The sequence below is a fragment of the Streptomyces sp. adm13(2018) genome, from assembly GCF_008042145.1.
In the GTDB taxonomy this organism is placed as follows: Bacteria; Actinomycetota; Actinomycetes; order Streptomycetales; family Streptomycetaceae; genus Streptomyces.
In genome coordinates this window covers 1-12,464 of record NZ_RDBH01000181.1, presented here as the reverse complement: position 1 = coordinate 12,464, position 12,464 = coordinate 1, and the positions used below count along the sequence as shown (strand labels likewise).

Genomic DNA, 12,464 nt, shown 5'->3' with positions numbered 1-12,464 from the left:
GGTGGATGCGGTGGGCGGCGAGGCGGGGCCGCCCGCGCCCCCACCGGGGGACGGGCGGCAGTTCGAGGGTGTCGGCCTCGGGGTCGAGCGCCACGGTCAGACGGTGCCGGCGAGGTTGGCGACCATCTGGGCGATGCTGCCGAAGAGGATGCCGACTTGGGCGCCGATCTGGGTGCCGCTCAAGGAGAGGCCGAGGCCGAGGCAGACGATGCCGGGGGCGATGTGGAGCTTCTTGGTCTTGTCGCCGTGCTTGAACATCCACCAGGCGATACCGCTGAGGGCGAGGACGAGGAGGACGGAGATGGGGACGGATCCGGTCTGTCCGGTGACGGCAGCGGGGGCGGCCATGCCCTTGTTGGTGGCGGTGTCGATGGCGGCGAGGAGGGCGGTCTTCATGGTGGGTCCTCAGTAGGAGAGCGCGACGGTCGCGGCGACGAGCAGGAGGGCGGCGAGGGTGATGCGCGCGGTGATGCGGCGCATGGTGGATCCGGCCGGGGCGAGGCGGCAGGCGAGGATGCCGAGGGGGATGCCGTAGAGGCTGTAGTAGCCGAGGGCGTGGTAGGTGATCACTTCGCGGCTGCCCGCAAAGTGATCGCTTCGCGATGCTCGGCGAGGGCGGCGCGGCGGACGCGGCGACCGTAGGTATCGCTCTTGCCGAGGCGCTGGCCGATGGCGGTTCCGGTGAGTTCCGGTTCGGCGGCGAGCCAGTTCCGGGCGTCGGCGACCTGCCGGTTGAAGGTGGTGTTGCTGGTGTCCTCGGACTCGATGTCGGCCGCGCCGGAATCGGCGGGCGGAACCGGCGGAACCGGGATGCTGCCGGCCGGTTCCGGGTGATCCTTCGGAGCTTCTGGGCGCCCAGAAGCGTGCAGGTCGGAAGCGGTTCCGGTCGGTGCCGCGAGGAGTTCCGCCACGGGCATCCACGGTCCGAGGACGGGCAGCGCAGGGACCTTCGGCAGGGGCTCGACGGCAGGCACCGGAACCACGGCGGCGGGCGACGGTTCCGCCTCGGCGGCAACCGGTTCCGGTCGGGCGGTCAGCGGCAGCAGCCGAACACCGGCCGGCATCACCTCAGGCAGCCCGCGGGCAGGCGCCGGTTCCGCCGGAACATCGGGGGCCTGTTCAAGTGGGATGTTATCCAGCTTGAACGGCTCGCCTCGCTCGGCGAGGGCCTGGTGAATCTGCCGCATCAACGCGCCGAACGCGAGGAGCGCGGCCGTGGGAGGAACGGCGGCCACCACGTAGTCGAGGAGCGGCACGTTGCCCGGGTCGCGGTCGCCGGTGACCCCGGCGACGTTCAGCACGATCGAGCCGACTGACCCGACCGCGGTGAGGGCGATGGCCCAGCCGTCGACCTGGCGCCTGAGCGCGGCTCGCAGCATGAGGAGTTCGCCCGCGACGATGAACAGGTCCAGGGTGGCGGGCCACGCCCACGCGCGTTCGGTGGCCTGCCCGAGGCCGTGGGCCAAGGCGACCTCGGCGAGGTGGGCGTAGGACAGCCAGAACGCGGCGCCGGTCAGGGTGATGATGACGAGGCCGGCGGCGGCCGCCAGGGCCTGGGAGGGAGTGGTCTTCACTGCTTGCCCTCCTCGGCTCGGAGGGTGGTGAGCTGGTCGGCGAGGGTGCGCAGGTGCATGGCGTGCACGGTGAGCGCGGCGGCCAGCTGGCGGACCTCGGCGGGGTCGAGGCTGGCGGAGTAGCCGGTCTGCTCGACGTAGAGGCGGGTCCGCCGCCGCTCGGGGTCGGTGACGAAGGGGTCCTGGCTGAGCATGGCGACGAGCAGGGTGTCGCTGGCGAAGGCGAAGGTGTGCTCGGCGCCGCGGTGGGTGAAGTCGATGCGGTAACCCGGGGCGCGGGCCGAGTGGCCGAGGCACCAGTCGGGTTCCTGGGTGGTCACGGGGCCGTGGTCGCTCGTATCCAGGGTCACTGTGCCGTCGATGACCGGCACCCGGTGGGCCACGTACAGCGGCTCCTCGGTGTCCAGCGGCCACGTGCGGCCCAGAACGTCCCGGTGCCGCGCGTGGGCGAGCCGGTTGTTGATGCACGGGAAGTTCGGGAAGCCCGGCTGCGGCGCCGCGCACACGACCGCGTCACCCTCCAGAGCGCCCTTGTGCCAGTCGAGCAGCGCGTCGGGGATCCCCTCCAGGGGGTCGCGGTCGCTCATGCGGCTACGCCCTGCACGATGAGCCGCAGGAGGGCGGCGTACTCGCCGCGGGTCTGCCGGTCGCGGACGGGGGGCATGGCGGCGAGGAGGTCCTGCTCGGCGGCGAACGCGGCTTCCGTGGGCCCGTGGAGGCGTTCGGCGAGGACGAGGGGCCGGGCGAGGCGGATGGCCTCGTGCATGGCGGCGCCCGGCTGGACCCTGTCGAGGGTGTCGGCGACCTGGAGAAGCAGCGTGCGGGTGTCGTCGCTGAGGACGGGCGTGGGCTGGCTCATCGGGCACCGCCGCGGGCGGAGATGGTGCCGGTGACGCCGGCCTCGGTGGCGCGCACGGTGATCGTGCGGCCGCCGTGGTGGCGGATGGTGCCGACGGCGATGAGGCGCCGGGGCGGGGGGACCGGAGTTGTGCCGGTCGGCATAAGATTCGGCATAGCCGAGCCTTCCTGGTCTAGTCAGGATGTGGCTGGGTCAGGGAGTCGGGCGACGCGCGCGCCTCTCAGGTGTTCGAGCACCTGGGAGAGCTGTCGGCCGGCTCCCGCTCTGCGTTATGGGGTTGTGATGGGGTCCGAGGGTGCGGACCCGTTCTTCTTGATCGCGTTATCGATGGCGGTCCAGCTCTTGTTGAGCTCTTGAGCGACCTTGTAGACGCTTCCCAGCTCGGTCACGCCCTCCACGAGAGCGGCGGCGCGTCGTTTGGCGGCTTGTGAGACCTGGGCTTGGAGCTGTTCGAGCAGCTCGTCCTCCAGGCGTACACGTTCCCGCCAGGGCTTCGTGTCCATCGCTGAGACGTTATCACAGGGAGGGTGTGATAGACGAGCACTTGTGGCGTCAACTCGCTTGTTCCTAAGCGGCGTTCGAGTCCTCGGTCTCGTCCAGGTCGATCCACTTCCGCAGCTCTCCCCACTGCTGCGGCTCGAACGCACACCCACACCACCTGCACGTCACCGCTCGCTCGCCCGGGTAGTGCCGCAGGACCGCCCCGCACACCACACCGGACGGATCGACGGCCGGGCACTTCCCGAGCCGGGTCCCGCGCTCCTCGACCAGCCGTGGGTGCACGATGCTCGCGGCTGCGCCGTGGAGGTCGCGGATCTCGCGGGCGAGGTCGCCGGCGGCGGGCCAGTGTTGGGCGATCCAGTCGAGAGAGTGGTGCAGCGCGGCCGCCGCGGACCCGACCCGGTTCGGGATGCTGACGCCAAGGGTGGGGGCGGGCCAGCGGCGGGCGTCGTGCAGGGCCTCGCGCCACGACTCCAAGGTGGTGACCATCCCGCCGGGGCCCCGGAGGTCGAGGACGTTCTCCGAGACGGGCAGGGCGCCGTCCACAGCCTGTGCGTGGCCGCCGTGCTGGGCGCCCCGGGCGGCCGGAGCCAGAAAGGCGGCGAGTCCGCTGTACAGGACGGGCAGGCGGTGCAGCTGCTCGCCGAGGGCGCGTGCGCAGCCGGGGCAAAGGTAGTCGTCGGTCTCGCGGCTCTCGCACAGGTGACAGGTGCTCACGGCTGCGGCTCCGCGGGCCACTGATCGCCGTTGGCGCCGGCGATGTCTTCGACGACCTCCAGGTCGAGGTCGGCGGCCCAACCGCCCAGGAGCTCCGCCTGGTCTTCGGTCAGTTCCAGGGCGAGGCGTTCGAGGATGCGGTGAACGGCAGCGGCGGCGAACCCGCGAGCCGCCGCGCCGAGTGCGGCGTCGAGGGCGGTACGGCTCGCGTGCTCGGCGTCAGCGCCGTCGTGGACGGCATAGTGGTGCGCAATGCCGTAGGCCTCGAAGGCGCGCTCCTGGATGCGCTGGTATGCCATGGTGCCGAGAGGGTCGGCCGGAGAATCAGCGAGCACAAGAGCAGTGCTCATCCCCTCCGTGCTGACGTGGTGGCCGGCGGGCTTGGGCATGGGTGTCTCCTCTCCGGGTGGGCGGCCGCGCGGGAACGCGGCCGCCCCGGTGGGTTCGATCAGAACGGGGGCTCGTCGGAGTAGCCCGGCGCCTGCTGGGCCGGGGCGGCGGCCGGCTGCTGACCGCCCCATCCGCCGTTCGCGGGCGCCTGCTGCTGCGCGGGCCGGGCGGCACCCCAGCCGCCAGGCGCCTGCTGGCCGCCCTGCTGGCCGCCGCCGGACGCGCTCTTGGTGACCTTCGCGGAGGCGCGGAGGAGGGAGGGGCCGACCTCCTCGACGTCGATCTCGTACACGGTTCGCTTTACCTGCTCGCGGTCCTCGTAGGACCGCTGCTTGAGACGGCCCTGGACGATGACACGCATGCCGCGCTGGAGGGACTCGGCGACGTTCTCGGCAGCCTGGCGCCAGACCGAGCAGGTAAGGAACAGCCCCTCGCCGTCCTTCCACTCGTTGGTCTGCCGGTCGAAGACGCGCGGGGTGGAGGCGATGCGGAACTTAGCGACCGCGGCGCCGGCGGGGGTGAAGCGGAGCTCGGGGTCGTCGACGAGGTTGCCGACGACTGTGATCGTGGTTTCTCCGGCCATCAGTCCATCTCCTGCTCAGGGGCGGGGCGGTAGGGGCTGTTGTCGGGGTTGCCGGGGGAGAGGAAGCCGCCATGGCTTTCCTGCTCCCAGGGCTCGGCGTAGCCGTCGGAGTTGGCGATAAGCGGCTTGGCGTAGCCGTGCCTGTCGACGGCCCAGGCGATGACGGGGTCAGGGGTGGCGCCGTTCAGGTAGGCGATGCTCCAGCCCTGCCCCGGAACGGTGTTGACGGTGTCGCTTTCGGTGACCTGAAGGCCTCTGAAGTGAGGGAGCGAGGCGGCGGGCACCCGCGCGCCGCGCCGGCGGTCGACTACGAGCGCATCACCTTCGGGAGACCAGCCGTCGACGGGCAGGTGGCGGCCGTGGCGCTTCCGTTCGACCTCCTCGTTGGTGCGGTAGTAGGCGAGCCATCCGGTGGGGCTAGTAGGCAGAGTCATCAAGTGCTCCTCGGTAGGTGGACGTTCAGTGTGGACATGTGGACGTGGACACGTGGACACGCGTCCACAGCCCCCGCTCGCGCGTCACGTGAGTACACACACATGTCCTTTTTGTTGTTATTTAGAGAGGCTTTCGGAGGCCTCTCGGTCTCTGGACGGGGGGGCGTGGACACGCGTCCACATGTCCACACCCCGACGTGTGTCCACGTCCTGATCGGCCGCATCTAGTCCGTGCGGATGGAGACGCGATCGCCCTCGACGACCACCCATCCGCGGGCCTCCGCGACGTCGACCGCCTTCCGGAGTCCCTTCCGATCGCGGCTCGCCATGCGGCGGTTGAGCTCACCCCAGGTGATGCCGCCGACCACCGACGCGTGCTTCCGCACCAGTGCCGCTACTCGCTCCAGGGCGACCGTGGCCTCGGCCTTGGCCTCGTGCTCGCGAACGACCTGAAGGACCTTGGCGTCCTGCTCGCGCTGCTTCTCCACGGCGGCCTCGCGCTGGGCCCGTTCCACCAGGTGGTCACGGACCCCGCAGGAGGCGGTCCAGACCACCTCGGCGAGGGACCAGTCCTCCTCGGTCGCGTAGTCCCGGCCGTCGAGGAGGGCGAGCAGCGCGGCCACCTTCACCTTGATCAGCCCGGCGTGGCCGTCCAGTTCGGGCACCTCGATCTCGCCGCGTGCCCGGCCGACCTTCTCGGCCCACAGCATGCTGCGGACGCGCTCGGGGAACCTGATGTCGACCGGGTCGGACAGGTGGCGCTGCCAGTGTCCGCGCTCCAGCTCGCCAGGCCAGGCCGGAGGCACATCCGGGATCGAGGGGTCGTCCGCCCAGCCCCAGAGGAACCGCTGCGGGGTGCCGGTGCTGGCGTCGGCGAGCACCGGCACGGCGGTGCTGGGCTGGAAGCCGACGAGCAGGCCGAGGCTGTAGGAGCCGGCCGGGACGTACCGGGTCCGCTCCTCGCTCGCGTTGGTCTGCCCGAGGGTCTCGCCGACAGCGGCGCGCCGGAGGGTCTCGCCGAGCACTGAGCCGTTCCGCTCGCTCAGCTTGGCGATTGTCTGACCTTCGTCGACGTAGAAGTAGGCGTTGTGCCGCACCTGCTTGCGCACCTTGCGCATGACCGGGTCGCCCTTGTTCGGCCCTCCCTTGTGGAGCTCGCCGGTCGGCTCGTCGACCGTGCCCATGAACGCCTCGGCGATGCCCTCGCCGGAGCCGACGGGCAGGCCGTCGCGGAAGTCGTCGTCGAGCGCGGGCATCACCATCCGGGTGAGGGACGAGCTCGTCGACTTCCCCGCGCCGGACGTGCCGACGATCGCGGCGAAGATGTTCAGAGAGGCACGGCCGCCGATGCCGGTGACGGCCCTGTACTGGTGGGGTACGAGTGCCGACATGCGGGCGAGGGTGCTGTAGAACAGGACGTCGCCCGAGCAGCCTTCGGCATGGGCCGCCTGCCGGATCCTGGCGAACACGGGCCGGGCGGCGAAGAACTCCTCAGGCAGGCGGCCCGGCCGGCCGACGGCGACGGGGTCGGCTTCGCGGATGTCCGGCGCCCAGGCCGGCGCGGTCGTCACGCTGCCGCCCCGGTGTCGCCGGGGTAGGGGACCGGGGCCCAGACCTGCTGGAACTCTGAGTCCCCGTGCCCGGCCGCGAAGTGGTCGGCGGCATCCTTGCCGGTGAGGGCCTGGACGACGTACACGGAGCGCGCCACCCCGGTGAGGGTGGCCACGACGGCCTCGGCGTGCTGCCTGCCCTTCTGGTCGCGGTCGGCCACGATGGTGACGTCCGCGCCGGTCAGGTACTGAGCGTGCTCGGTCGTCCACTTCCCGGACCCGCCCGCGTTGCAGGTGGCGGCGAGTCCGTGGTCGACGAGGGCGTGGACGTCCTTCTCGCCCTCGGCGATCCACACCACCTGCTCGCCCTTGACCGCCTTCAGCAGCTCGGGCAGGCGGTAGGGGACGGTGGCGACGAGCCGGTTACCCCGCTCGTCGTTCAGGCTCCAGCGGCGGCCGGAGCGGGCGGACGGCTCGGGCCGCCACTGCGCGAAGTCCTTCGCGTCGCAGCGGGTGACGCCATGGACGATGGCCCCGTAGGCGTCCCGATAGAGGTACTGGGCGACACGCTTGTGGCCGCGGTCCTGGCAGGGGATCCAGGTGTCGTTCTCGGGACGGTCGCGGGGCCGTTCGGGGAGCGGCTCGTCGAACAGGTCGGCTTCGGTCCAGCCGATGGCGGCGAGGAAGTCGGCGTTGCCCTGGCACTTGTGGCAGTACACGCCGACGCCGTTGTTGATGCGCTTGATCGCGACGGTGCCGGGGGAGTCGCCGCCGTGGCAGATGCCGCGGGTGCGGAGCGCTCCTCCGGTGTAGCGGGTGGGCTCGCCCATGCTGCCGAGGAGGTCGGCGAGCCGGTTGAAGGCGATGGTGTCGTTCACGAACGGGGGCTCTCTTCTTCGAGCAGGTGCTGGGTGTCCGTGTCGGGCCCGGGATTCCGTTACGGATTTCGTGACGGAATCCCGGGCCGTGCGACTAGCCGGCCTTCTTCAGGGACGAGGCGACCTCGTCGGCCATGGCGGTGATGGCGTAGTTCCAGCGGCGGGCCGCGTTCAGGACGGCCATCGGCGAGGGCTGCTCCTCGAGGTCCGCCCGGATGGATCCGAGCGTCACGTGGAAGCGGGCCTGAACGGCGACGAGCGCGAGGTGCGCGGCGCCCTGGTCGTTGCTCTCGCTGGTGTCGACGGGCTCAGAGACGGGCCACTGGCCCGGGACGCTGGTCACTGGGCACCGTCCAGGTTGGTCTCGATCCAGTGGGTGATCTCGTCGAAGGACATCGCGATGCTGCCGGTGGCGAGGGCGTGCAGTGCCCGCATGCAGAGCTCGAAGCCGATGGCGTTCTCGGAGGCGGCCGTGGGCGTCGCCCCGCGGGCCGCGAGGTAGCGCTCGGCGGCGAAGGGCTCTGTCTCGTCCCACGGGGCCGGGGTCTCGGCCATCACCTGGACGGCGAGCATGAAGGCCTGGTCGCGGATCTCGTCACCGTGGCCCATGTTGTGGACGGCGGCGAAGTACTGGGCGCGTTCGGTGTGCGTCAGAGGGTTCACGCCGCCTCCTTGGTGACGTTGGACTGGTTGAAGATGACTCGGAGCTTGGCGCGCTGGGCGTCGGTGAGGGGCGGGGCCTGGGCGACTACGCGGTCGACCCTTTCCCAGTAGCCGTCGGGGCGCTCCGGCCTCGGTTCTGCGGTTTCGGTCACTGGGCCTGCTCCTGTTCCAGCTGGCGGCGCATGGCGCGCAGGCCGTCGAGGAAGGTGTCGAGGTTGCCGATCACCGTGTCGAGTTCGGCGGCTTCGAGGCAGACGCCGTTACCGCCGGAGGTGAACGAGACCATCGGGGCGCCGGAGAACTCCTCCAGGGCGGACAACTCGGCAGTGAGGAGCTGATTGGCGCGGCACGACATGCCCTCGGGGATGGGCATCGTGATCCGTCGGCCGGTGTGCTCGGTGTAGGGCGTGCCGTCGTCGAAGTGGCGCGTGGTGCAGGTGCCCGAGCGGCACCACGGGAAGTGACCGGGCTCGGTCTTCGACTGCGCCGCGTGCTCCGGCTCGATCATGTCGATGAGGGGCTTGATCGGCCTGCGGCTGGTGACGCGCTTGATGACTTCGGCGTTGATCGCGGCTACGGGCATGAGTTCTTCGAGCCCCAGGTCATTGACCGCCTGCGCCCAGACGCCGTAGACGTAGCCGGTGGCGAGGGCCTGGTGGGCGTGCTGAAGAGTGGCACTGTCGACGCCGGCCAAGGCGAGGGCCGACAGCACGGTGTCGTACATCTCGCCGCCGGACTGGCCGATGTTCGTCTTGGTGCCGGACTGCGGTTCTGCGATGATGGTCACTGAGCTTCCTTCGATCTGCTTGCTGGCGGATTCGTTGAAGTGCTCGACAGACGGCGTCGCGGTTGCCCCCGCGGCGCCGTTGTCGTTTGCGGCATCGACCGCACTGGGCGTCATGCCGTCTTCTTGCGGTTCGTCTGGGCTGCCTGCGCGCGGAGCGTTTCGAGCAGGTCGCCATAGGCGAGCGCTCCGAGGCCGCGAGGCCTGCGAGCCCCCTTCTCCCACCGCCAAACGGTGGACTGGTCGACGCCGCAAGCACGTGCGACCTCGCCAATGGAGAGCTGGGCTTCGACCCGAAGGCGCTCGGCTTCGCCGCTGCTCACGGCAGCGCGGACCTCCGCCAGACGCAAGACGTGTACTTGTGCCATGCCCCACACCCTAGCCATTGCTTTGCCATTCACGCAACGGATGGAGCGGTAGTGGGCTACCCGTTCACTGTCAGTGGCCTTGCCGATACCTTGCCGTTGCGGGCAGGATGGGGCCATGGATGAATCCCTCAAGGCGCCCGCAGGGTGGCGTTTCGCTGCCTACCCGTGGTTCGCCATGGACGAGCTGCCTGAGCTGCCGAGGCTCGTGAGAGTGGGCGCGGTCCTGCTACCCGAGTTCTTCCACCTCGTCATCGCCCCTGAGTCCGCCTGGCGCACGTTGCGAGACGGATCGGAGGAGGCCAGCGGCCGAGGGGGGCCTGTGCTCTTCCTGAACTTCCAGGTCTTCGAGGGCGATCTGACGATGACTGAGGCGCGCACCGCCTACGAGGATGTAGGCGTCGTGCTTGAGAAGGTCAGGAAGGTTGCTAAGCCGCAGAAGTGGAAGATGCTCGGCATCCACTACATGACCCAGTACCTGGTCCGTTTCATGGAGGAGGAGGGGCGGCCGCAGGAGGATCACATGAGGTCAGGCCATGACTGGGCTTCCCTGAAGGATCATGACCCCTATGGCCATCGCCCCAAGGCGGCGCTTGAGTGGCTGGACCAGCTGCAAGCGCAGGCGTCTGAGGCCTATGCCACTGCCCGCGACGCGCCTTCGCCTCGACGCAAGCGTGTGCGCATTACGGATGACTTTCTGCGGCAAGTGGCGAAGGTCTATCGAATCGCCGAGAACGAGGGGGTGCCTCCAACGCGAGAAGTGGCTAACCACTTCAAGGCGCCGCATTCTACGGCGGCGAAGTGGGTGGCTTCAGCGCGGCGCAAGAAGATGCTCCCGCCGGCTGGGGTGCCAGCGGGGATGTACGGAGACCAGCACGCTGAAAGGCGCCTCGAGATCGAGTGGGTACTCAAGGACAGCATGGAGGACCTCCCTCCAATCAGGCGGCGTGAGCTCGAGGTGGAGCTGCGGAGCTTGGGAGGTGAGCTTCCAGGCAGGGACGGTTAGCTGGCCCCTCGCTTCCACTTCGTCTCGATGGCCTGATAGTCGAAGTAGCTGCCATCCGGCATCCGTCCCGGTCGTGCCGGCCGGATGACGACCTCCAGGAGCGTGCGCAGAACACTCCTCTGCTGCTCCAGGTCCATGGCCTTCCATGCCTTCCGCACGTCTGGCGCGCCGACCAGGGAGACCAGCGGGTCTCGGGTCGCGGCTCGGGCTAGCTGCTGGTTCACGCCCTCCAGCTGCGCACGCGCGACATCTGAGCCCTCGGTGAACTGGACCATGCTGATCTGCCCGGCCCCGAACAGGGCAGCCAGGTCAGTCAGCCGCCGCCGGATCGCCTCGCTCTCCTGCTGTAGGCCAGCCACGTCCAGGTCGTCGGGGCCTGGCGCCAGGAGGTCGGCCGCGTCGGGCCGGGACAGTCGCTCGACGATCAGGTCTTCCACGTACTCGTCGACCTTGTCCGCCCGCCGGGCCCCACCGTGGTTGCTGAGGCAGCGGTAGCCAGGGCGCTTTGATCCGCCGGCCTTCGTCACCCGAGTGGTCTCTGTGCAGGCCCCGATGCCGCACCGATAGATGAGCGATCCCAGCCACCTGGGGGTCGAGCCGGGGGAGGTGCGTCGGGTGGGGTCCTTCAGGATGGCCACGACAGCCCTGTGCTTCTCTGTAGGGACGAGGCGCTCCCAGAGCCCGACGCCGACCTCCTCGCCCTTGTAGACGGCGATTCCGGCATTCCTCGGGCGCATCAGCATGTCCCGGCCCTCGACATGTCCGATCGGATTCCCGCGGGGCGTGAGGAAACCTTTGTCGGCCAGCCACCGGATCCAGCTCTTGAGGGACTGCCCGGTCAGCAGCATCTCGTGGCCGTGCACGATGGCCGCGGCCTCCTCCGGGACGGCCTTGTTCATGTCGAGGACCGGGACCCTGGCCTCCTCGCCGGTCTTCTTATCGGTGGCCAGCTTCGTCTCCCCAGTGGGCACGCCCCACCCGAACGGGCGAATGCCTCCGCCCCACTCGCCAGCCATGGCTTTCTGCATGCGTGCCCGAGCGACGCGCTCGGCCTTGTGCTCCGACTCGTGCCGTGCGACGGCGCCGTGGATGCGCGCGGTCATCCGGCCGGACGGCGTGGACAGGTCGAGGTGGCCGGCCATGACGGTGTGCGTCGACACCCCGTGGCGCTCGGAGATGTCGATGTACTCCTCCAGCTCGGTGGGGGAGCGGTGCAGGCGGTCGTTGTGCCAGGCGATGACGACGGTGGCCGCGCCCTCGGAGAGGTCGCTCAGCATCCGGCGGTAGTCGGGCCGCCTCTTGCCCGAGTAGGCGCTGATGTCGTTGTCGACGTACACCTCGACGACGTCCCAGCCGTTGCGCGCGGCGAGGGCTTCGCAGTCCTCGCGCTGCCGGTCGACGCCGAGGCCGGCGCCGGTTCGGTCCTGGCTGATGCGGACGTAGATGACCGCTCGAGTGCGCTGCCCGGCCGGGGTCTTCGTCGTCTTCATGGGTGAAGTGTGGCGTATTAGCGGTGTCTTGTCCTGAGGTTCGGGAAGACCACGCTGCTCGCCTCGCTGCTCGGCCTGGTGGGGGAGCGGGAACGGATCGTCCTCGCCGAGGACTCGGCGGAACTGCGGCCCGACCACCCGCACGTGGTGCGCCTCGAAGCGCGGCCGGCGAACCAGGAGGGCGCGGGGCTCGTGACCCTGCGGGACCTGGTCCGGCAGGCGTTGCGGATGCGGCCGGACCGGCTGGTGGTCGGCGAGGTCCGGGGCGGCGAGGCGGTCGACCTGCTCGCCGCCCTCAACACCGGTCATGAGGGCGGCTCGGGCACGGTCCACGCCAACACGGCGGCGGACGTGCCGGCGCGACTCGAAGCCCTGGGCACGGCGGCCGGACTCGACCGGGCCGCCTTGCACAGCCAGTTGGGGGCGGGCCTCTCGGTGGTCCTCCATCTGGCGCGGGACCGGGACGGGCGTCGGCGGATCGCCGAGGCGCACGTCCTGGAGCGGGACCGGGAAGGCCTGGTGCGCACGGTTCCCGCGCTGCGGTGGGGCGCGGCCGGGTTCGTCCGGGAGCGGGGCTGGCAGCGGTTGAGCGCGCTGATCGGAGGAGGAGCGTGATGACGACGGTGGTGTCCGGCGGGAGGAGCGTGATGACGACGGTGGTGTCCGGCGG

20 protein-coding genes and 1 pseudogene are annotated in these 12,464 nt (G+C 70.2%); 2 read left to right on the top strand and 19 right to left on the bottom strand.

Annotated features, from left to right (window positions below; genetic code table 11):
* Nucleotides 1–96: 96 nt before the first annotated feature.
* The 18 genes from EAO70_RS35295 to EAO70_RS35225 form a co-directional block, all read right to left on the bottom strand.
* Nucleotides 97–396 (bottom strand): hypothetical protein, encoded by a 300-nt coding sequence (locus tag EAO70_RS35295; protein ID WP_148006891.1) that lies wholly within the window; start codon nt 394–396, stop codon nt 97–99.
* Nucleotides 397–405: 9 nt separating this feature from the next.
* Nucleotides 406–570 (bottom strand): hypothetical protein, encoded by a 165-nt coding sequence (locus EAO70_RS38345; RefSeq protein ID WP_187284175.1) that lies wholly within the window; start codon nt 568–570, stop codon nt 406–408.
* Nucleotides 567–1,574 carry a DUF2637 domain-containing protein gene (locus tag EAO70_RS35290; protein ID WP_148006890.1) on the bottom strand — a complete coding sequence of 336 codons (1,008 nt, stop codon included), beginning with the start codon at nt 1,572–1,574 and terminating at the stop codon, nt 567–569. The genes EAO70_RS38345 and EAO70_RS35290 overlap by 4 nt, the downstream gene beginning before the upstream one ends.
* Nucleotides 1,571–2,161: a DUF6907 domain-containing protein gene (locus EAO70_RS39820; RefSeq protein WP_261993207.1), complete on the bottom strand. Its 591-nt coding sequence runs from the start codon at nt 2,159–2,161 to the stop codon at nt 1,571–1,573. The genes EAO70_RS35290 and EAO70_RS39820 overlap by 4 nt, the downstream gene beginning before the upstream one ends.
* Entirely contained in the window at nt 2,158–2,433 is a 276-nt protein-coding gene (locus tag EAO70_RS35280; RefSeq protein ID WP_148006889.1) for a hypothetical protein, read from the bottom strand. Before EAO70_RS35280 ends, EAO70_RS39820 begins: the two co-directional genes overlap by 4 nt.
* Nucleotides 2,430–2,576 (bottom strand): hypothetical protein, encoded by a 147-nt coding sequence (locus EAO70_RS38340; protein ID WP_187284174.1) that lies wholly within the window; start codon nt 2,574–2,576, stop codon nt 2,430–2,432. The genes EAO70_RS35280 and EAO70_RS38340 overlap by 4 nt, the downstream gene beginning before the upstream one ends.
* Nucleotides 2,577–2,702: 126 nt before the next feature.
* Nucleotides 2,703–2,936: a hypothetical protein gene (locus tag EAO70_RS35275; RefSeq protein WP_148006888.1), complete on the bottom strand. Its 234-nt coding sequence runs from the start codon at nt 2,934–2,936 to the stop codon at nt 2,703–2,705.
* Between the two features lie 64 nt (nt 2,937–3,000).
* Complete coding sequence (locus EAO70_RS35270; RefSeq protein ID WP_187284173.1) at nt 3,001–3,651, bottom strand: hypothetical protein; 651 nt, start codon at nt 3,649–3,651, stop codon at nt 3,001–3,003.
* Nucleotides 3,648–4,040: a hypothetical protein gene (locus EAO70_RS35265; protein WP_148006887.1), complete on the bottom strand. Its 393-nt coding sequence runs from the start codon at nt 4,038–4,040 to the stop codon at nt 3,648–3,650. Before EAO70_RS35265 ends, EAO70_RS35270 begins: the two co-directional genes overlap by 4 nt.
* A 59-nt stretch (nt 4,041–4,099) precedes the next feature.
* On the bottom strand, nt 4,100–4,624 hold the full coding sequence (locus EAO70_RS35260) for a single-stranded DNA-binding protein (protein ID WP_148006886.1): 525 nt from the start codon (nt 4,622–4,624) through the stop codon (nt 4,100–4,102).
* Nucleotides 4,624–5,058 carry a hypothetical protein gene (locus tag EAO70_RS35255; RefSeq protein WP_148006885.1) on the bottom strand — a complete coding sequence of 145 codons (435 nt, stop codon included), beginning with the start codon at nt 5,056–5,058 and terminating at the stop codon, nt 4,624–4,626. The genes EAO70_RS35260 and EAO70_RS35255 overlap by 1 nt, the downstream gene beginning before the upstream one ends.
* 224 nt (nt 5,059–5,282) lie before the next feature.
* Nucleotides 5,283–6,629, bottom strand: coding sequence for a hypothetical protein (locus tag EAO70_RS35250; protein WP_148006884.1), 1,347 nt, complete (start codon nt 6,627–6,629; stop codon nt 5,283–5,285).
* Nucleotides 6,626–7,486: a toprim domain-containing protein gene (locus EAO70_RS35245; protein WP_148006883.1), complete on the bottom strand. Its 861-nt coding sequence runs from the start codon at nt 7,484–7,486 to the stop codon at nt 6,626–6,628. The genes EAO70_RS35250 and EAO70_RS35245 overlap by 4 nt, the downstream gene beginning before the upstream one ends.
* Before the next feature lie 94 nt (nt 7,487–7,580).
* Nucleotides 7,581–7,829 carry a hypothetical protein gene (locus EAO70_RS35240; RefSeq protein ID WP_148006882.1) on the bottom strand — a complete coding sequence of 83 codons (249 nt, stop codon included), beginning with the start codon at nt 7,827–7,829 and terminating at the stop codon, nt 7,581–7,583.
* Complete coding sequence (locus EAO70_RS35235) at nt 7,826–8,149, bottom strand: hypothetical protein (RefSeq protein ID WP_148006881.1); 324 nt, start codon at nt 8,147–8,149, stop codon at nt 7,826–7,828. The genes EAO70_RS35240 and EAO70_RS35235 overlap by 4 nt, the downstream gene beginning before the upstream one ends.
* Nucleotides 8,146–8,301: a hypothetical protein gene (locus EAO70_RS38335; RefSeq protein WP_187284172.1), complete on the bottom strand. Its 156-nt coding sequence runs from the start codon at nt 8,299–8,301 to the stop codon at nt 8,146–8,148. Before EAO70_RS38335 ends, EAO70_RS35235 begins: the two co-directional genes overlap by 4 nt.
* A complete protein-coding gene (locus EAO70_RS35230; RefSeq protein WP_148006880.1) occupies nt 8,298–9,050 on the bottom strand; it encodes a DUF6907 domain-containing protein in 753 nt (250 codons plus the stop codon). The genes EAO70_RS38335 and EAO70_RS35230 overlap by 4 nt, the downstream gene beginning before the upstream one ends.
* Entirely contained in the window at nt 9,047–9,301 is a 255-nt protein-coding gene (locus EAO70_RS35225; protein WP_187284171.1) for a helix-turn-helix domain-containing protein, read from the bottom strand. The genes EAO70_RS35230 and EAO70_RS35225 overlap by 4 nt, the downstream gene beginning before the upstream one ends.
* 115 nt (nt 9,302–9,416) lie before the next feature.
* On the opposite strand from EAO70_RS35225, the gene EAO70_RS35220 reads away from it, so the two are divergent.
* Nucleotides 9,417–10,304 carry a hypothetical protein gene (locus EAO70_RS35220; RefSeq protein ID WP_148006878.1) on the top strand — a complete coding sequence of 296 codons (888 nt, stop codon included), beginning with the start codon at nt 9,417–9,419 and terminating at the stop codon, nt 10,302–10,304.
* Here EAO70_RS35220 and EAO70_RS35215 read toward each other — a convergent pair.
* Entirely contained in the window at nt 10,301–11,794 is a 1,494-nt protein-coding gene (locus EAO70_RS35215) for a recombinase family protein (protein ID WP_148006877.1), read from the bottom strand. The genes EAO70_RS35220 and EAO70_RS35215 overlap by 4 nt on opposite strands.
* Nucleotides 11,795–11,836: 42 nt before the next feature.
* Between EAO70_RS35215 and EAO70_RS35210 the strand changes: the two are divergent.
* Nucleotides 11,837–12,409 (top strand): annotated as a pseudogene (locus EAO70_RS35210) (ATPase, T2SS/T4P/T4SS family); the annotation flags it as partial.
* Nucleotides 12,410–12,464: the final 55 nt, after the last annotated feature.

Excerpts from the sequence above, each read along its gene's own strand:
- EAO70_RS35295 (WP_148006891.1), bottom strand. The coding sequence starts at position 396 with ATGAAGACCGCCCTCCTCGCCGCCATCGACACCGCCACCAACAAGGGC.
- EAO70_RS39820 (WP_261993207.1), bottom strand. The coding sequence starts at position 2,161 with ATGAGCGACCGCGACCCCCTGGAGGGGATCCCCGACGCGCTGCTCGAC.
- EAO70_RS35280 (WP_148006889.1), bottom strand. The coding sequence starts at position 2,433 with ATGAGCCAGCCCACGCCCGTCCTCAGCGACGACACCCGCACGCTGCTT.
- EAO70_RS38340 (WP_187284174.1), bottom strand. The coding sequence starts at position 2,576 with ATGCCGACCGGCACAACTCCGGTCCCCCCGCCCCGGCGCCTCATCGCC.
- EAO70_RS35275 (WP_148006888.1), bottom strand. The coding sequence starts at position 2,936 with ATGGACACGAAGCCCTGGCGGGAACGTGTACGCCTGGAGGACGAGCTG.
- EAO70_RS35265 (WP_148006887.1), bottom strand. The coding sequence starts at position 4,040 with ATGCCCAAGCCCGCCGGCCACCACGTCAGCACGGAGGGGATGAGCACT.
- EAO70_RS35260 (WP_148006886.1), bottom strand. The coding sequence starts at position 4,624 with ATGGCCGGAGAAACCACGATCACAGTCGTCGGCAACCTCGTCGACGAC.
- EAO70_RS35255 (WP_148006885.1), bottom strand. The coding sequence starts at position 5,058 with ATGACTCTGCCTACTAGCCCCACCGGATGGCTCGCCTACTACCGCACC.
- EAO70_RS35230 (WP_148006880.1), bottom strand. The coding sequence starts at position 9,050 with ATGACGCCCAGTGCGGTCGATGCCGCAAACGACAACGGCGCCGCGGGG.
- EAO70_RS35225 (WP_187284171.1), bottom strand. The coding sequence starts at position 9,301 with ATGGCACAAGTACACGTCTTGCGTCTGGCGGAGGTCCGCGCTGCCGTG.
- EAO70_RS35220 (WP_148006878.1), top strand. The coding sequence starts at position 9,417 with ATGGATGAATCCCTCAAGGCGCCCGCAGGGTGGCGTTTCGCTGCCTAC.
- EAO70_RS35215 (WP_148006877.1), bottom strand. The coding sequence starts at position 11,794 with ATGAAGACGACGAAGACCCCGGCCGGGCAGCGCACTCGAGCGGTCATC.